This window comes from Enterococcus sp. 12C11_DIV0727, from assembly GCF_002148425.2.
In the GTDB taxonomy this organism is placed as follows: Bacteria; Bacillota; Bacilli; order Lactobacillales; family Enterococcaceae; genus Enterococcus_L; species Enterococcus_L lemimoniae.
Map to the genome: position 1 here is coordinate 1,555,077 of NZ_CP147248.1, position 18,951 is coordinate 1,574,027.

At 36.2% G+C, this 18,951-nt stretch carries 20 protein-coding genes; 6 read left to right on the forward strand and 14 right to left on the reverse strand.

The annotated features are described in order from the left end of the window. The first annotated feature begins 10 nt into the window (after positions 1–10). Positions 11–1,150, forward strand: coding sequence for a helix-turn-helix domain-containing protein (locus A5866_RS07515; RefSeq protein WP_254907633.1), 1,140 nt, complete (start codon positions 11–13; stop codon positions 1,148–1,150). 181 nt (positions 1,151–1,331) lie between these two features. On the opposite strand, the gene A5866_RS07520 is transcribed toward A5866_RS07515, so the two are convergent. From A5866_RS07520 to nox, 8 genes are all read right to left on the reverse strand, one after another. After that, complete coding sequence (locus A5866_RS07520) at positions 1,332–1,643, reverse strand: HesB/YadR/YfhF family protein (protein WP_086278613.1); 312 nt, start codon at positions 1,641–1,643, stop codon at positions 1,332–1,334. A 153-nt stretch (positions 1,644–1,796) separates the two neighbouring features. Then, entirely contained in the window at positions 1,797–2,462 is a 666-nt protein-coding gene (locus tag A5866_RS07525) for a potassium channel family protein (protein ID WP_086443926.1), read from the reverse strand. A gap of 169 nt (positions 2,463–2,631) precedes the next feature. After that, positions 2,632–3,264: a response regulator gene (locus A5866_RS07530; RefSeq protein ID WP_069639069.1), complete on the reverse strand. Its 633-nt coding sequence runs from the start codon at positions 3,262–3,264 to the stop codon at positions 2,632–2,634. Continuing rightward, on the reverse strand, positions 3,239–4,342 hold the full coding sequence (locus tag A5866_RS07535; protein WP_086443925.1) for a sensor histidine kinase: 1,104 nt from the start codon (positions 4,340–4,342) through the stop codon (positions 3,239–3,241). The genes A5866_RS07530 and A5866_RS07535 overlap by 26 nt, the downstream gene beginning before the upstream one ends. Next, complete coding sequence (liaF, locus tag A5866_RS07540; RefSeq protein WP_086278611.1) at positions 4,339–5,070, reverse strand: cell wall-active antibiotics response protein LiaF; 732 nt, start codon at positions 5,068–5,070, stop codon at positions 4,339–4,341. Before liaF ends, A5866_RS07535 begins: the two co-directional genes overlap by 4 nt. A 200-nt stretch (positions 5,071–5,270) precedes the next feature. After that, the gene (gene greA, locus A5866_RS07545; protein WP_086278610.1) at positions 5,271–5,744 is read right to left on the reverse strand and encodes a transcription elongation factor GreA; all 474 of its coding nucleotides are present in this window, start codon (positions 5,742–5,744) and stop codon (positions 5,271–5,273) included. Between the two features lie 257 nt (positions 5,745–6,001). Beyond that, complete coding sequence (mltG, locus tag A5866_RS07550) at positions 6,002–7,444, reverse strand: endolytic transglycosylase MltG (protein WP_086278609.1); 1,443 nt, start codon at positions 7,442–7,444, stop codon at positions 6,002–6,004. 172 nt (positions 7,445–7,616) lie between these two features. After that, complete coding sequence (gene nox, locus A5866_RS07555; protein WP_086278608.1) at positions 7,617–8,954, reverse strand: H2O-forming NADH oxidase; 1,338 nt, start codon at positions 8,952–8,954, stop codon at positions 7,617–7,619. 251 nt (positions 8,955–9,205) lie between these two features. On the opposite strand from nox, the gene A5866_RS07560 reads away from it, so the two are divergent. Further along, on the forward strand, positions 9,206–9,709 hold the full coding sequence (locus A5866_RS07560) for a cupin domain-containing protein (RefSeq protein ID WP_086278607.1): 504 nt from the start codon (positions 9,206–9,208) through the stop codon (positions 9,707–9,709). A gap of 44 nt (positions 9,710–9,753) precedes the next feature. On the opposite strand, the gene A5866_RS07565 is transcribed toward A5866_RS07560, so the two are convergent. Next, complete coding sequence (locus A5866_RS07565; RefSeq protein WP_086443924.1) at positions 9,754–10,404, reverse strand: HAD family hydrolase; 651 nt, start codon at positions 10,402–10,404, stop codon at positions 9,754–9,756. Positions 10,405–10,426: 22 nt separating this feature from the next. After that, positions 10,427–11,296: an SPFH domain-containing protein gene (locus A5866_RS07570; protein WP_086443923.1), complete on the reverse strand. Its 870-nt coding sequence runs from the start codon at positions 11,294–11,296 to the stop codon at positions 10,427–10,429. 167 nt (positions 11,297–11,463) lie between these two features. Here A5866_RS07570 and A5866_RS07575 point away from each other — a divergent pair, with 167 nt between their 5' ends. Beyond that, positions 11,464–12,435, forward strand: a complete 972-nt coding sequence (locus A5866_RS07575) for a ring-cleaving dioxygenase (RefSeq protein WP_086443922.1) — start codon at positions 11,464–11,466, stop codon at positions 12,433–12,435. Between the two features lie 24 nt (positions 12,436–12,459). Next, on the forward strand, positions 12,460–13,080 hold the full coding sequence (locus A5866_RS07580; protein ID WP_086443921.1) for a flavin reductase family protein: 621 nt from the start codon (positions 12,460–12,462) through the stop codon (positions 13,078–13,080). Between the two features lie 47 nt (positions 13,081–13,127). On the opposite strand, the gene A5866_RS07585 is transcribed toward A5866_RS07580, so the two are convergent. The 4 genes from A5866_RS07585 to A5866_RS07600 all read right to left on the reverse strand — a co-directional run bounded on the left by A5866_RS07585 (position 13,128) and on the right by A5866_RS07600 (position 17,864). Further along, a complete protein-coding gene (locus A5866_RS07585) occupies positions 13,128–13,496 on the reverse strand; it encodes an iron-sulfur cluster biosynthesis family protein (protein WP_086443920.1) in 369 nt (122 codons plus the stop codon). A gap of 260 nt (positions 13,497–13,756) precedes the next feature. Next, positions 13,757–14,248, reverse strand: a complete 492-nt coding sequence (locus A5866_RS07590) for a gamma carbonic anhydrase family protein (protein ID WP_086443919.1) — start codon at positions 14,246–14,248, stop codon at positions 13,757–13,759. A gap of 122 nt (positions 14,249–14,370) precedes the next feature. Next, positions 14,371–16,137 carry a multidrug efflux ABC transporter subunit EfrB gene (efrB, locus tag A5866_RS07595; protein ID WP_086443918.1) on the reverse strand — a complete coding sequence of 589 codons (1,767 nt, stop codon included), beginning with the start codon at positions 16,135–16,137 and terminating at the stop codon, positions 14,371–14,373. After that, on the reverse strand, positions 16,134–17,864 hold the full coding sequence (locus A5866_RS07600) for an ABC transporter ATP-binding protein (protein ID WP_086278599.1): 1,731 nt from the start codon (positions 17,862–17,864) through the stop codon (positions 16,134–16,136). The genes efrB and A5866_RS07600 overlap by 4 nt, the downstream gene beginning before the upstream one ends. Positions 17,865–18,058: 194 nt before the next feature. Between A5866_RS07600 and A5866_RS07605 the strand changes: the two genes are divergently transcribed. After that, positions 18,059–18,448, forward strand: a complete 390-nt coding sequence (locus A5866_RS07605) for a YbaN family protein (protein ID WP_086278598.1) — start codon at positions 18,059–18,061, stop codon at positions 18,446–18,448. A 290-nt stretch (positions 18,449–18,738) separates the two neighbouring features. Beyond that, the gene (locus A5866_RS07610; protein WP_086278597.1) at positions 18,739–18,951 is read left to right on the forward strand and encodes a DNA-directed RNA polymerase subunit epsilon; all 213 of its coding nucleotides are present in this window, start codon (positions 18,739–18,741) and stop codon (positions 18,949–18,951) included.

The window sequence follows — 18,951 nt, forward strand, 5'->3', positions numbered from 1 at the left end:
AGATCACTTCATTAGTCGTGCTTCTATTATTCGTAGGCTTCAACCATTGATCAATTATTTGAAAGATTTTGACATACAATTAAATTGCTCAAAGGTTCAGATGACTGGAAAAGAAAACTTGATTCAAATTGTTTATTTGAATTTCTTTTGGATCGCATCTTATGGGGAAGATCTCTTTTTAGCACTTGATGAAACCAAAAGAGGCTTTGATTTATTCGACCCTGAAGATCATCAATGGATGACCTACACAGAACCTCGAGAATGGTACTTACTAACGACCATTTCTCAATTACGAATTCAAAAAAAGCATTTCATTATTGAACCTCCATTTAAACAACTAGTCTTCCCAAAAACAAGTAAATCCTTTATAAAAAAACTAGAGAATTTAAACGTTCCTCAACATTTTATCGAACGAGAAACGACATTTCTTTCATTTATGATGTTTTATTGGAATATTTATTTTTATGCGGATGATCCTAGAATCAACTATGTAAAAGAGTATATGAGTAGTGAACAGCAACCTTTAGGTAGTTTGATCGAACGCTTTGAAGTTTTTTATCAACCTTTATTTTCAGAGAGAAGACTTTCTACTCATGAAAAAGAATTGTTGAATATCAATATTTTTACAACGTGTCTCAATCATTCTGTCTTAAAAGACTCACTACCGCTGTCTATCAACTTTATGGAAACATACATCAAAGAGCAGAATCCTTTGTATACTCCTCTTGCAAAAAAAGTTAGAGGGTTTTTAAAAGAAATTATTTTGCTTCCAGAGTTTGCCTGGATAAGCAATTGTATAGAAGATTTAGTCTATATTTGTTCATTTTTATTATTACCTTATTATGAACGAAGCAATCCGAAATATCAGTTGACTGTCGGGATCATTCTGTCACCCAATGCTATTTTTCTACAATCTCTTTATGTTTTTTTAGAACAGATTTCATTTATTTCTGTCTCATTTGTTTCTTCGACTTCAAATGAAAAATACGATTTTTATATAGCAGCGTCGAAGCTTTTATTACCTGATAAAATAAAACAAAATGGTAACTTCCAAATCATCCCATTGTCTCCCGCATTAGATTATCAAGTCGGACTTATTGACACTTTGCATCAAAAATATACAGAAAAAACAACTACTTTAGCTGATTGAGAAGAAGAAGAAGCCATTACACTTCGTTTCGATTTCCTTAACTTCTACGCATGAAACATGTCAGGGTAAAGGCTTCATAAATAAGCCAGCACTCACAAAAGTTGGAAGAACATTTTTTGTGAATGCTGGCTTATTTATCGGAACTAAATGTTTCTATCCTAACCTTTTTACTCTAGATGATCTATTGTTTTAAATCCTCTTTATTTTCAGCAAATTTATATTTGGGTTCGTCTTTCTCTTCATCATAATCCACTAATAAATCATAGCCTTTAAAAAACCAATCATCTGTCTCTTCAATAAAGTAAGTGATCCCATCGATCTCTTCCTTAACTAACGGCTGATCTGGTGCTTCTACCGACATCGCTATCGAAAAACCTTCATGAACATCTGTTTTACCGTAAATTTTACCATAAAAGCGAATACCACTATCTGAAGTAACGCCTACTTCTTCTTTAAACCATTGTTGTGCACGCGGTGTAATCGTTAATTTCATTGTTACTTTCCTCCTAACATAAAAGCATAGCAGGTTCATCTAGTCTCTAAAAAAAGATAAAATCATCGTTTATTTTCCAGTTGCGACTGTCCTGCATACCACACTTGTCATTTTAGCATAGAGTCTGCTATTCAGAGAATAAAGTGCTTGAGCTTACTCATTCATTTTTTCATCCAATAGGTCGACATCATCTGTTTCACCAACAACTAATAAATTATCATTTTCTCTGACCATCTCTTCTGCTGCTGGAGAGGCAATTACTTCAGATTTTGAACGTCTAATCGCTACGACCGTCAAACCAAACCGCTGACGAAAATTCAAATCTCCCAAGGTTTTGCCATAAAATTTTGGATTTGAGACACGAACTTCTGCTAATGATACTTCATTTGATAATTCGATATAATCTAAAATATTTCTGGAAACTAATTTATGCGCAACTCTGATCCCCATATCCCGTTCAGGATGGACTACTAGATCAGCCCCTATTTTTTCTAATACTCTTGCATGGTATTCATTAACAGCTTTCGCTAAAACATTTGGTACACCCATTTCTTTGACCATCAACGTTACCAAAATACTGGCTTGGATGTCCTCACCAATCGCTACAACAACATGATCAAAATTACGAATTCCTAAAGATCGCAAAGTTGCTTCATCTTGTGCATTCGCCACGACTGCATGCGTTGCGATATTCATATATTCATTGACTCGATCTTCACTACTATCAATAGCCAAAACTTCTTGACCTGACTCGATCAACGTTTGACAAATACTGCCACCAAATCTTCCTAGACCAATAATCGCAAAATTTTGCTTCATCTTTACTTCTCCTAGCATTGAATTAAATTTAAGTTAAGTATAACAAACCGATAAACAATTGAACAGAAACAGACTAGTTTTCTATTGAAGTAATGAACCACATGTTCATATAAAAAAAGGTGAACAAGACAAACGTGTACAGTTTATCTCATCCACAAGGTTCATTTTTCTATTTTGCTAATCCATGCTGAAACGCATAAATAGCCGCCTGTGTGCGGTCTTCAACATCTAGTTTTGCTAAAATATTTGACACATGTGTCTTAACTGTTTTTAACGTAATAAACAATTCATCTGCGATTTCTTGATTACTACGCCCTTTAGCAATCAACATCAATATCTCATGTTCACGATTCGTCAAATCTTCATGTAAAACAGGTTCTTGTTTTTTCGTCAACCGTTCCATCATTTTTGTTGTGACTTCGGGTTCTAAAACACGTTCTCCTCTAGCAATAGCTCGAATGGCATTCGCAATCTCATGTGCGGTTGAAGTCTTCAATAAGTAGCCCGCTGCTCCAGCTTCAATTGCCGGATAAACTTTTTCATCGTCAATAAAGCTTGTCACAATTATAATACGAGCTTGTGGCCAGTCTTTTAAAATCGCTTTGGTCGACTCTATTCCATCCATGACATCCATGACGAGATCCATTAAAATCACATCTGGTCGAAGTTCTAACGCTTTTTCATAACCAATTTGACCATTTTCAGCTTCCCCAACTACTTCAATATCTTCTTGAATCGATAAATAAGAGGATACGCCTAATCGTACCATTTCATGGTCATCCACTAACATTACTTTGATCACTTGCTATGTCCTCCTTTATTACAGGTACTTTGATTTCAACACTTGTTCCTTGTCCTTTAAAACTAATGATCTTAACGATACCGCCCATACCAGCTACTCGCTCACGAATATTTTTCAAGCCGTAACTTCCGGCTTTATTATCTTGTTCATTCATATCAAAACCAACACCATCATCAACTAAACGTAGTAGAACATTTTTGTCGACTTGATGAAGGTAGACTTCGAGTTCCTTCGCTTTAGCGTGGCGAAGCGTGTTGGACAACAGCTCTTGAACGATTCTAAATAAGTGATCTTCAATGCTATTATTCAAATGAACATCTTCAACATCCCAAGTTAGTTCGATTTTAATTTTTGTTTGCAATTCTTTCAATAATTGCTCGATCCCTTTACGCAAGCTTTTGCCTTCTAAGCTTACTGGACGTAAATGAAGCAATAATGCGCGCATCTCAGATTGCGAAGCATTGATAATATCTGTAACGGTGACTAATTGCTTGCGGAATAGCTCAGGTGTTTCACTACGCTGCGCTTGCTCATTTAAGGCAGACAACATCATCATCGCAGCAAATAGTTGCTGACTAACAGAATCATGTAGCTCCCTTGCCAAACGATGTCGTTCTGCTTCTAAAATTTCTTCCTTGGTCTCTCCATCCATTATTTGAGGACGGCTATTCAATAATTGCAGTTCCTTGGACATTTCTAATAATTTCGTTCTGATTTTCAAAATATCTTGGTCGACTTCACCAATATACTGATCATTACTAGCATGCGCTACACTTTTGGCAATTGCCGGACTTTCATAGCTACCTCTTGCCAACAATCTAAGTTTTTCTTCAATTCTACCATATTGTGCCTTTTGTACAATAGATACGAGTAAAAAGGTCGATAATCCAACCAAAAGTGAAATCAAAATCATGTGGAAAATCAAAGGAATGTAAAATACTTTCCTTTGAATTAATTCCAATATCCAGTTTTTCTGTTTGATCGAATGAAAATAAGAAAATAGTGTCAGTAAAACCACGATAAACGTACTGCAAGCAGCATACAAAGAGAGCATCTGTCGAGAAATTTTACCCATCATACGCGAATCACCTCAAGGTCTCCGACTAACGTATTTGTAATGATTTTCAGGCGACGGTTATTCGTATCAAAATCATTGCTATAAACCTTTAATGACTCATTTTTCAAATGATATTTTTCTTCTTCAAAATTAACATTTCCATAGAACGTTGAATGTTCTAACATCACTGCAACTCCTAGTGGAACTAAAATCCTTGTACGACCGAAGCCTTTGCGAATAATAATGATGCTGTCATCTTTAGGGAGTAATGTGTTGCCTAAATCAACAATCGTATCGCCAGAAAGGACATCAATATTGATATCATCCCATTCATACACGTTACTGCCAATACGTTCATTCGCGAACCACGAACGTTTGAAACGACGACCGCTTTTAGGTTCAACATTAGTCGTTTCTACCATGATCATTTGCTTCTTTCTCCATGGTGCACGTTGTGTAATGTCAACACCCGCGATTTCTACCCCCTTTAAGCCAATAAATAAAACACCAAAGACTAGCATCAACCAAAATGCAGGACTATTCATGACTCCAATTAAAATCAAGATAATCCCCAATACAAGTTGAAAATTATTAAAATTACTACGATGAACCTTTTTTAGTGCATAAACAGCACTCAAGATACCCAATACTAACAGTACTGCCAGACCTGGGTTATGTATAATTTGCCATAATGCCAATATAAAAAGTAATGATTCTACTACGATAAAAAAACGCCATGGGTTCTTCATATGATAATCCCCCTTCCTATGAAATCAGTATACCTTGATTCCCCTATTAATGTTAGTTGCTAAAGCCCCATTTTACTATAGGACTTTAGCCCTAATTTTTAATAAAGTAAACGGTATATCCCGCTATTTATTAAGGTTTAAAGGGCAAGTCAAAACTAATGGTAGCTTTGTCCTGCCCTTTGTTTTTATCAACTGCTTTGTTAGCCAACTTTTGTAATTCTTACTTGCATATCTCCACCAGGAGTTGCGATTGCAACTTGGTCATTCAAGCGTTTGCCAATCAACGCTTGGGCAATCGGTGAGTCATTTGAAATTTTACCAGAAAAAGGATCTGCTTCCGCACTCCCAACAATCGTATATTCTTCTTCATCTCCATCAGGTAATTCAATAAATGTGACTGTTTTACCGATTGAAACTTCGTCTGAATCAACGCCGCCATTATCAATGATCTGCGCAAAGCGAATCATATTTTCTAATGTTGTGATACGTCCTTCTACAAAAGCTTGTTCATCTTTAGCCGACTCATACTCAGAGTTTTCAGATAGATCACCAAAGCTTCTTGCAATTTTTATACGTTCAACGATTTCTTTTCGTTTAACTGTTTTTAGTTCTTCTAATTCTTGTTCTAATTTTTCTTTTCCTTCAAGTGTCATAGGAAATACTTTTTCTACCATGTTAATTTCTCCTTCTTAACTTACTACAATATTTTATTTCATTTTCATTGAAAAATTCCGCTTTCAATCCAGAAAAGAGTACCACGCTTTAAGCAAATTGTAAATAATATTCCCTTAGTTTTTATAAATCTACTAGAATTTTTTTACAGTCTGTCCTTTGCCTGTATTTTAGTATTCCATCCTGGGTTTCCATAGTAAAGCGAAACGAGCCGCCTAATTTATAGGTTGGCTCGTAATATAATACGCAAAACTAAAGGCTATTCACTTTTTTCTGTTTTATTAACATATTTATCTACAAATTCTTGATGTTGTTCATATGTTTCTGCAAAATATACATCACCTGTTGAAATGTCCGCTACAAAGTATAGATAATCATTGGCAATTGGATTTAAAACAGCATTGATTGCTTGCTCGCTAGGACTGTTAAATGGTCCAGGACCATATCCAGTATTTTTATAGAGATTGTAAGGTGAGTCTACTTCTAAATCTTTATATGTCACTAATTCTTTGTGCTCGCCTAGTGCGTATAAAATAGAGATATCTGATTGCAACGGCATATTTGCTGCAATTCGGTTAAAGAAAACTTGAGCAATTTTTTTGCGGTCTTCTTCTTTCACGCCTTCTTTTTCGACTAAGGAAGCTAATGTTAAAACTTGCTGGATCGTCATCCCTTTAGCATGGATCATCGGGATGTAAGGTTCGATCACGCTACTTGTTTTTGCAATCATTTGATCAACAAAATCTTCTAATTTTGCTTCTTTATAGTAATCATAAGTCGCTGGGAATAAGTAGCCTTCCAAACGGTAACGAACGCCGCTCGCTTCAGCTGCACTTGTTAATAGTTCAGGATACTTTTCCTTCATCTTATCAAAGAAAGCTTGATCCTGCATCAGTTCTATGAATTGAGTTTTCTTGAAATCGGTGTTTTTCTCAATTGCATCGCCGATCTTATCAATATCAAAACCTTCAGGAATCGTAACTTTTCCATCAGCAAGCTGTGTAGGTTCAGCAGTTCCACCTTCTCTTAAAAGTGCCCCAATCTCATCCAACGTCATATCCGGTGCCATTTGGTAATAACCTGCTTGAAAATCAGTTAAGTTTTTAAATTTTGCATAGTAGTTGAATACTAGACCACTTTTAATTACTTTACTGTCTTCTAAAATATTTGCGATTTTTTTATTAGACGAATCTTCTGGAATATGCACTTGAACCAGTTTGGAATTTTTTTTGTCAAGCGGCTGTAAGCCTGCATTAACATATTTATAAAAAGTAAAACCAAAAATCGCAATGACTAATATTAAAACTGAAGCCACTATCAATACGATTCGACTAACGATTCGATCTTCTCTTTTTCTAGTTCGTTTGTTGCCATTATCATTCTCATTGTTTTGAGTACTGTTACTTGATTCTGGTTGTCCGCCTGCCTCTGTCGGTTCCACTCGTTTAGAATGATGATCAGCACTGCGCGAGCCTACTGAATGCATCTCCTCATCTAGTTTTACTGATTCTTCTTGATCATTAGCTTGAGAACGATATGTTCTATTATATTCTGCTTCATTATGCTGTGATAAGTTCTGAGCATTGTGTTCAGAAGAAGCTGAATCATCATTGCCTATTTCTTCTCCTCGCAAAGAACGCAAGACCTGATCTTTGAATGAAGAATTGGAATGATCTTGATTATTTTGGTTATCTTCTGCCAAAACAAATCCTCCTTACTTTCTCTATGTATCTTCTTTAACTTTAACTATTATACATGAAAGCTTTTTAAATTTAAACTTTTTTAGAGAAAAGACACTAACTTGTAAGATTTGTTTTATATTTAATTGAATAAAAAGAGCTGAGATCTTACGTCTCAGCCCATGTTTTCCCTGATTACTCAGCGCTAAGTGCCGCCATTGTAATATAGTTATATGGTTGGTTAAAATGTGGTAAGAAGAAAATATCTAGTAATTTAAGTTTATCGATCGTTACTTTTTCTTCAATTGCAAGTGAGAACATATGGATCCCCATCGAAATATCTTCATATGAAGCCATTTGTGCCCCAACAATGCGACGTGATTCTTCTTCATAAACGATTCTGATTTTTACTTTGTTATTTTCTTTCATGAATCCTGGTTTTTGTAAGTCTTCAAATTCAGTATATTTTGTTTTCAAGCCTAATTTTTTGGATTCTTGCACTGTTAAACCAGTAGAAACCATATGATAGCCAAAAATTGAAATTCCATTTGAGCCTTGGACACCAATCGATTCTAGTGGTGTACCACCAACATTATGCGCTGCAACGATCCCTGAACGAACAGCATTCGTTGCTAAAGCAATATACGTTGTTTCTTGTACTGCATTTGAAAAAATCGTTGAACAATCACCGACTGCGTATACACTAGGATCACTTGTTTGCTGATGAAGATCGACTAGATATGCTCCATTAGCAAATAATTCTAAATGATCTTTGCCTAAGCCATTATTAGGTCTAAAACCAATCGCATTGATGACTAGATCTACAGCATATTCGCCTTTATCTGTCACGATAGATTCAACTTTTTCTGTGCCTTTATATTCTTTTGCTAACTCATTATAGTGTAGCTCGATGCCATTATCAGCTAAAACATTGTCCATGTCATCAGTAAACCATTTGTCATAGTAATTCGGCAAACATCTTTCGGCTGCATCAAATAATAGAACATTCTTCCCCCGACGTTTAGCGGCTTCTGCAATCTCAACACCAATGTAGCCCGCTCCGATGACGGCAACTGTTTTGACTTCTTCTTTTGCCATCGCAGCATCGACTGTTTGGCCGTCCTGAAAAAGTTTTAAGAACTCAACATTTTTCAAATCTCTGCCTGGAATAGTAGGATTGATTGGTGCTGAACCTGTCGCTAAGATCAATTTGTCATAGGTTTCGGTAAATTCTTCGCCATTATGTTTTTTACAATGAACGATTTTTTGATCAAAATCAATGCGTTCAACGGTTGTTTCCATGTAAATTTTAGCGCCTTTTGCTTCAAACGCTTCTTTATTCGTATAAAATAGATTTTCGTATGACTCAATTTGGCGACCTACCCATAGCGCTGTCCCGCATCCTAAGTAACTAAGGTTGGTATTTCGGTCGATCATCACAACTTCTTGATCTGGATACGTATCCAACAATGTGTTTGCTGCAGCGATTCCAGCATGATTTGCTCCTACAATGACTGTTTTTATTTTGCTCATAAGACTCTCCTTCATGTGATTTATTGAACTTAATTATACCTAAAGAAAAGGCTTTCTTTTATCAATTTATGAGGATTTCGTTAAAACATTTGAGAATAGCTCTTTTTTTGCATCAGATTACTAATTAAAAGCTAATAAACTCTATTCGTATAAACGGAACACTAAACGAAACAGTTGCGTTATAATAGAATTGACTAGCGTTCATTTTACTATCTTGAACAAAATAATGACATTTACTTGGAGGAATCGTTATGAAAAAAGATCAGACTTACTGGATTTCACAACTTAAGTTAGACCCCCATCCAGAGGGTGGTTATTTTAAACAAGTTTTACATTCGGAAGACTCACTGCAAGTCTCAGCCGATAAAACGCGCCCTTACTATACAAGTATCTATTTTTTATTGACACAAGAAAATCCTTCTCATTTCCATCGTTTACTTTCTGATGAAGTTTGGTATTATCATTCTGGTTCTGCATTGAGTGTTCATTTGCTCCATCCAGATGGCCAATATGAAATTATTCGTTTAGGGACTGATTTGGAAAACGGAGAAGTATTGCAGGCAGTTGTTCCTAAAAATGTGATCTTCGGCTCCAGTGTTGAGGAGCATAGTGAGTTTGCCCTAGTAAGCTGCATGGTTTCCCCTGGATTTGACTATCAAGACTTTGAATTGTTTACAAAAAAACAGTTATTGCCCCTTTATCCTGCTCACAAAAAAATTATCAATCAACTCGCTTATGACCAACTCCCTGAATAAATAAGTAAAAGAGCTATTTGCCTAAAATAAGCAAACAGCTCTTTTTAATTAATAATTAATTTTCTGATTTCTTCAGGTGTGTTAACAATATAATCTGCCCCAGCCGCCGCTAACTCTGTCCAATCACCAAATCCATACAATACACCAATACAAGCTAAATCATTTTCTTTTGCACCAACTATGTCGTGACTGCGGTCACCGATCATTAGTATTTCTTCATGATGAGTGAGTTTCGCTTCTTTTAGTGCATAACGAATGACATCGCCTTTTTTTGAGCGTTCTCCGTCTAAGCTAGCTCCGTAAATCTTCTCAAAATAATGGTTAAGTTCAAAATGAGTTAAGATTTGTTTTGCATAGATCTCAGGTTTTGACGTTGCGATATACAGTGTACATCCGGCGTTTTTCAGTGCTGTTAACAATTCTGGAATACCAGTATATACATAATTTTCGTACATTCCTGTTGCTTGATAGTAGTCTCGATAATAGTTTACCGCTTGTTCGGTTGCTTGATCATCTAAATGGTATTGCTTTTTAAATGTATCATTTAAAGGTGGGCCAATAAAGGAGTATAGTTCTGTGTGAGGCGGTACCTTTAAATTCATTTTCTTTAATGCGTAAACGACAGAATGAATGATCCCTTCACCAGAATCTGTAATAGTTCCATCTAAATCAAATAAAATTGTTTTATACTGCATAAAAAACTCACTTTCTTTTATTCTATCGTTCGTGAACATCACCAGTATTGATCACAGGCTGTGTCCCTTTATCGGTTATGATCGATACTAAGAGATTATTAATTAATTGAACTTTACGATCATCTGTAAAATTGATCTTTTGACCATCCTCAATTTGCTCTAACGCCATTTGCGTCATAGATACCGCACCTTCAACGATAATCTGACGTGCAGAGAGGATCGCTTTAGCTTGTTGTCTTTGTAGCATCGCACTAGCAATTTCAGTCGCATATGCTAAGTGATTTAATCGTGTTTCGATCACTTCAACACCTGCTGCCGCTAAACGGTCTTGTAATTCTTTTGCCAACTCTTCTGAAACTTCATTGGTATTTCCTCTTAGAGTCAGGTCATCTTCATTGAATGTATCATATGGGTATTGGGTAGCAATATGACGAATCGCGGTCTCGCTTTGAATTTCCACAAAATCTTGATAACGGTCAACATCGAATAATGCTTTCGCTGTATCAACCACTTTAAAAACAACAACAGCAGAAATTTCAACTGGGTTTCCGTCTGAATCATTGACTTTTAACAATGAACTATTAAAATTCCGCACTTTTAATGACACATTGATTTTTTGTGTCAGAGGAGTTGTCACAAACAGTCCATTATCTTTGATTGTCCCTAAATATTGTCCAAAAAATAAAATTGCTTTGGCTTGATTTGGACTAACGATTGTTAATGAGCTTAAAAATAAAGCAGAAATCACCCATAATACAAACCCAATCGTAATCATGCTAAAGCGTTCATCTGTTACCCCGACATAAAAAGAATAGCTACCGATCACAAGTAAAATAATCAACACAAGTAGCGCAATGTAGCCATTGACGTGAAACGTTTTTTTCTCTTCCATCCTTTTCCCCTACCTTCTTTACCTAGTTAATAATCTTATGGTACTCTTCTTTATTCTTTCTAGCAATAGTTAGGAAAGGAGAAAAGAGTTGCTTAATTCTGAGTTTAGATGTAAACTTACTTTTAGTAAGTAAAAATAAATAAAAATCAACTTGGAGGTTTTATATTATGGAAACACAAATTCGCGGTATTCATCACGTTACAGCAATGACATCTAGTGCAGAAAAAATTTATCGGTTCTTTACAGATCTTTTAGGATTGCGATTAATCAAAAAAACAGTCAATCAAGATGACATTGAAACATACCATTTATTTTTTGCAGACGATCTCGGCTCTGCTGGTACAGATATGACCTTTTTCGATTTCCCTGGAATCCCTAAAGGCTCTAAGGGAACAAATGCTATTTCACGCACCTCGTTTCGTGTTAAAAATGATGCGGCTTTAACTTATTGGATCGATCGTTTTAATGAACATAAAATCGATCATGGTGAAATTCAAGAACGTTTCGGTAAAAAATATTTAGAGTTTGAAGATTTCGATCAACAACAATATCAATTGATTTCTGATGAAATGAACCATGGTGTCCCTAGCGGTACTCCCTGGAAGAAAACAGATGTCCCTGCTGAACACGCTTTGACTGGATTAGGTCCAGTGTTTGTAACAGTAGCAGATTTCGATCATATGCAACGCGTTTTGGTTGAGGTACTAGGGTTTAAATTAGTCGATGCTGAAGGGCATTTCCATTTATTTGAAGTGGCTGAGGGCGGCAATGGCGCTGGTATTATTGTAGAACATCGTGATGACCTTCCAGAAGCGCAAGAAGGTTTTGGGAATGTTCATCATTTGGCATTACGTGTAGCAGATCAAGAAGCTTTACGTTTTTGGATTGAGAAAATCAATCGCCTGCAATTTCCTAACTCTGGTTTCGTTGAGCGTTTTTATTTCAAATCTGATTATTTTAGAGCTGCTCCTCATATTTTATTTGAGTTAGCAACAGATGGCCCTGGTTTCTTACAAGATGAAACCTATGAAGCTGCTGGCGAAAAACTTTCTTTACCACCCTTTTTAGAAAGTAAAAGAACAGAAATCGAAGAATTTGTTCGTCCTTTTGATACATCTGATGCGAATAAACCGCGTTAATTCCAACAGAATTGGAGAAAATCTATGTTGCATTATCCGACTAGCCAATTAACTTCAAAACAAACATACAAATTTTTATCTGGCAGTATTATTCCACGACCGATTGCTTGGGTAACGACTCTAAATCAAGAACACGGAACAATCAATGCTGCACCGTTTAGTTTTTTCAATGCTGTAGCTTCTGATATTCCGTTAGTAACTTTAGCCATTCTCAGACGAGCTGGTTCGATCAAAGATACGGCTAGAAATATCTTAGCAACGAATGAACTCGTGATCCATTTAGTCGATGATCATGTGGTTGAATCGATGAATAAAACAGCAGCTTCTTTTGAGCCGGAACAAAGTGAAATCACGATCAATGAGATCGAAACTACTGCAAGTAACTCAGTTACAGTACCTGGAATCACAGCCGCACCAATTCGAATGGAAGCACGTCTCCATCAGTATGTGCCCATTAAGAATCATGAAGAGCAGATCATTACTGATTTATTTATTTTAGAAATCACTGATTTTCATTTTGCTGAAACTGTTTTTGATAAGGAAAATGAGTATATTTTACCAGAAGAATTTAATCCAATCGCACGATTGGCTGGAAATACTTATAGTCATATTGACGGATTGTTTGATTTAAAACGACCAGATTAAAAAAGAGATGAGACAACACTACAAATCACTGCTGTCTCATCTCTTTTTTAGTGTTCTACAGTTTGTTCTGGTCGCAAATCAACAATCGGTACATTGCCATCTAAAACACCACTTGGGCTTTTCAATTTAAATACCTGCAAACGCGGATCGACTTCCAACGTCATTTCTTCATCCAAATATCGTTTAGAATAATCCTTGATGTATACCGATCCGATATCCGAATCTAAAGATAAATTAAAATCTGATTTATCTTGTAGCTGATCCAATAGCAACAAACGGAAACTTGTGTCTAAGGAACAAACACCCATTTTTGAATAGCGACCAACACCATCATCTAGATCTAAAATAATCACAGCTTTACGTTCAATATAAGGAGTCAATTTTATCTGTGCTTCATCGCTGACATGTAAAAACATCTAGTTCGCCCTTCTTTCTTTGCTTAATACACTAATCCTACCATCTAAATATGACTTTTCCGAAAGATATGCACTAGTTTCCTACTCAAAAGATGACGGTAACTCTGTTATTTGTTGAAACTCGTACGCAACCGCTTCTGCCATTCGTTGGTTTGCTTTACCGTTACCATAAAGGTTTTAAGTATGTGCATTTTGAATTGCTTCTGGTCTTGTACCAAAAACTGTCATTACCTTGATTTTTTCATCTGTAGTTCTTCCTCTCACGTTAGTTTCGGGTACTTTTCAGCTACAAAATTTTTTGACAGGTCAACATAGTGCTGAGCATTTTCTTTATTTTTACGGATCTCTTCTCTAGTTAACGGACGAATGACTTTAACCGGTCGACCAAATGCTAAAACGTTTGGCGGAATCTCAGCCCCCTCCGTCACTAAAGAACCTGCACCAATCAAACTATTTTTTCCAATCGTTGCATGATTTAAAATGGTTGAACTCATACCGATCAGAGCTCCATCTTCTATTGTACAGCCATGAAGCATACAGTGATGTCCAATTGTGACGTTTTCACCAATCACGACAGGAGCATCCTGATCAACATGAATCACAGTGCCATCCTGCACATTGCTTCCTGAATGGATTGTAATCGTATTATTATCTCCCCGTAGCACCGATTGAAACCAGATACTCGTATCTTTTCCAAGCACTACATTGCCGTAAACGTCTGCACTTGATGCAATAAAATATTCTTTTGTCATGCTTTCCACCTCTTCTACTATCTTTAGTATAGCAAACTTGAGTAAATTACATGGTCATAAACGCCCTTACGTTATACAAAAAAGAAGGGACACTATTATTCAGTGTCCCTTCTTCATAGCAATTATTCATAGTCGCCATCTTCAGCAAATTGGCTATTATAAAGTTTTTCATAAAAGCCGCCTTGTTCTAACAGCTCGTTATGCGTTCCTTTTTCAATGATTTCACCTTGATTCATCACAAGGATTAAATCCGCCTCACGAATTGTTGATAAACGGTGAGCGATCACAAAACTTGTGCGCCCTTCCATTACTCGTTCCATTGCTTTTTGAATCAATGCTTCTAAGCGAGTATCCACAGAACTTGTTGCTTCATCTAAAATCAAAATTCTTGGATCAGAAATCACTGCTCTAGCAATCGTCAACAATTGCTTTTGCCCAAGAGACACATTGTCTCCTTCAGAATTGATTTCCATCTCATAACCATCTGGCATTGTTCGGATAAAGTGGTCAACATTGGCTGTTTTAGCCGCATCTACTACTTCATAGTCTGTTGCGTCTAATTTACCAAAACGAATATTATCGGCAATCGTTCCTTCATATAACCAAGCATCTTGTAAGACCATACCGAAAACCGAACGAACATCACTACGATCCATTTTTTTCGTATCGATTCCATCGATTTTGATTGCACCATCCGTAACGTCATAAAAACGCATTAGTAAATTGATCAACGTAGTTTTCCCCGCACCCGTTGGTCCAACGATCGCAACCGTTTGACCCGCTTGCACTTCAAAGTTCAAGTTTCTGATCAATGGTTTAGCAGGATCATAACTAAAGCTAACATTATCAAATTGAACTGAGCCTTGAACCTTTTCCGGTAAAGGAATATCGTGCTCGTTTAGTTCTTCTTCTGGCTCATCTAAAATTTCAAATACACGTGTTGTTGCTGCCGAAGCACTTTGTAATGCTGCTGACAATTGCGTGATATTCCCCATTGGCTGACTGATCTGCCAAATATATTGAATGAACGCTTGTAATTGTCCGACTACGATTGCACCAGTAATAACATAGTAACTACCTAAAACAGCCATACCGATATACGTACCATAAGCGGTCATTTGTACGAGAGGTAGCATCAAACCTGAAATAAAAGTTGCTTTAAACCCAAAGCTATTCAAATTATGGTTGGCTTTTTTAAAGCCTTGCAAGGTTTCTGATTCACGACCATAGAGTTTTAACACACTAAAGCCTGTCATATTTTCTTGCACATACCCATTTAAATTTCCAAGTGCATTTTGCATACCTTGGAAGTATTTTTGTGAAACCCCAACGATCGTTTTTGAAATAAATAGTGACAATGGAATCATGATGATTGATATCAGTGCCATTAACCAATTGATGTAAAACATCATCACAACAGCCATCACTATTCCTAGAATAGCTGAAACGATATTAATGAAACTTTGTTGCATTGCATTACTCACTGCATCCACATCATTGGTTACACGAGATAAAATATTTCCTTGTTGGTTTTTATCGAAATAAGAAACGGGTAGACGATTGATTTTTTCATCGATATCCCGACGCAAGTCACGCATAGAATGCTGAACGACTGCTGCCATCAAATATCCTGATAAAAATTGCGCTGCACAATACCCTAAACCGACAATCAAAATCCAAATCAGACATTGAATGATATAAGCGTAATTCAAACCTGTTCCTTGTGCAACATTCTTACTAATCTCAGTGATCGGTAATCCAGAAACGTACGGCATTGCAGCATTAAAAGCCACCGTTAAAACAGTAAAGATGATCACTAAAATGAAAGTTCCTTTATAAGGATTAATATATCTGCCTAACCGTTTAATCGAAGAGAGTGCGTTTTTCATGCTAATTCCTCCTCTGACAATTGAGAAGCAGCAATATCATAATAGATAGGACAATTCTCAAGTAATTCACGATGGGTACCGATGCCAACGACATCCCCTTCATTTAGCACCACGATCTTATCTGCATGCATGATCGTTCCCACACGTTGTGCGACGATCAAAACAGTTGATTCGGTTGTTTCTTTTTTCAAACGAGCTCTTAAATTAGCATCTGTTTGATAATCTAAAGCTGAAAAACTATCATCAAATATATAAACTTCTGGACGACGAATCACAGCTCTGGCAATTGCCAAACGTTGTTTTTGCCCCCCTGAAAAGTTTGTTCCACCTTCTGATAAAAGTTCATCATAACCATCTGGCTTTTGTGAAATAAACTCTGTTGCTTGGGCGATTTCTGCAGCTAATTCCATTTCTTCAATTGTTGCATCTTCTTTACCATAACGCATATTTTCTGCGATTGTTCCGGTAAATAGCAACGCTTTTTGCGGAATATAACCGATTTTATTACGTAAAGCACTCAGTTTATAATCGCGCACATCTACACCATCAAGTAAAACTTCACCTTCAGAAACATCATAGAAACGTGGGATCAATTGGATCAGCGTTGATTTCCCACTACCAGTACTCCCAATAAATGCCACAGTTTCTCCTGGAGAAGCTGTAAAACTAACATTACGTATCACAGGACTTTCTGAATGTCCTGGGTAAGCAAATGTAACATTTTTAAATTCTAAGTAGCCTTTAGTCTTCGTTTCAGTGATTCCAGCTTCATTTTCACGAATCACAGGTTCCATATCAAAGGCTTCTTGAATCCGACGCGCTGAAACAGCCGCACGTGGATACATCATAAAGACACTTGCAAAAAGCATAAATGAGAACAATGCGTGGAAAATATATTCAATAAAGGCAATCAAATCCCCTACTAATAAACTGCCTTGGTCGATCTGAAGGGCACCATTCCAAATAATCAACACCATTACGATATTAAATAGGAAGAAAAATCCTGGTTGAGCTGCCGCCATCAAACGGAAAAGGCTCTTAGAACTTTTTGTATAATCCTCATTGACTTTGCTAAAACGACTTTCTTCAAACTTCTCATTAACAAACGCCCGGATCACGCGCAGACCAGAAAGATTTTCTCTTAATATCCCGTTGATTCTGTCTAAGTTCTTTTGTTGCTTGTTTGATAAAGGTTCAGAAACTTTGGCAATCAGGACAACTGCTGCCAATAGAAACGGTAAAGCACCTAAAACAAACCAACCTAGCGAAGGGCTTGTTCGCATAACCATATATAAACTGACAAAAAACATCATCGGTGTCATAAAACCGATTCGTAAAATATTCCCCATAAACAACATGATTTGATACGCATCATTGGTTGTTCTTGTAATCAGTGATGAAACACCGATCGTTTCATATTCACGATGGGAAAAAGTCTGTACTTTTTCAAATAGATCATCACGAATATCGCGAACAATATTTGTTGTCATGCGTGCCCCAAAATAGCCTAACATGATATTCATCACCACACCGACAACCGTGATCCCGATCATTAACAATCCTTGTTGTTTTACATAATCGTAATCATTGTTTTTGATTCCAACATCGATCATTCGTGCTAAGATCGTCGGTAACCCTAGTTCTATCAATATAAATCCAAAAACACAAATGAAATCTAAAAATAATAGCTTCTTATATCTCATCGTGTAACGCCACATCAATTTCAATCGATCATCTCCTATTCCAATTTTTGACCCAGTACTTCCACTATAGCATAAAACTAATGGCTAGGTAAATTATATTTAAATGAAAATCGCTCCCTTTTCAACTGAATAATAAACTAGACCATTTTTACTATGCTATAATAAAAGTTACTTTACTTTTCGTAACAAAATCAGAGGAAAGCGATGGAATCAAATCAATGAAAAAAATGCTTTATATGTTTTTAGGTTGCCTTACATTCGGACTTGGAACAGTAGGAATTTTCCTACCAATTTTACCCACAGCGATTTTTTATATCTTGACCGCATTTTTCTGGATGCGCAGTTCTGACTATTTATATACTAAATTTATTGAATCGAGCTATTATCAAAAGTATATTCAAGAATCTATCGTTGAAAAGAAAATTACGCCACTAGGTCGTGTAAAACTATTTTCAACTTTGTTTGTGGTTTTTGCAATTCCATGTGTCATTGTCCGTAATCCATTTATGACAACGACTTTAGCCATCGTCTATTTAATGCATCTAATTGGGTTAAATTTGTATTTCAATAAAAAGAAAGGGACTCCTTTAAATCAACCAAATGAATAATAGAGTTTCTTTAAAGTCACAAGTCTGTTTCTATACTTATTTCCTATTTTATGATAAAATACGATTAATTGTTGTACACACAACACAAAGGACGGTTGAAAGAAAGTACAGGTGCCATAAAACAAGTAACGTGAAGCAAAGTCGAGGCTTCATTTCATCATCAACAAAGGTTCTTGATGACAATTGTTTTTAAGGTGGACAGCCACCTCATTTTGTTGTGTTCAAAATTACAGTAAGAAAATAATAAAAATAAATAACTAACTGCTTAAGCAGATAAAGGAGAAAAAACGATGATTTATAAAGTTTATTATCAAGAAACAAAAACAAGAAACCCAAAAAGAGAAGATACAAAATCGATTTATGTAGAAGCGGAAAATGACGTGATCGTACGTCAACAAGTAGAAGAAAATACCCCATACAATATTGAGTATATCCAAGCACTTGATGAAAATCATTTAGCTTATGAAACAGAGCACGCGGAATTCTCTTTAACGGAGTTTTAA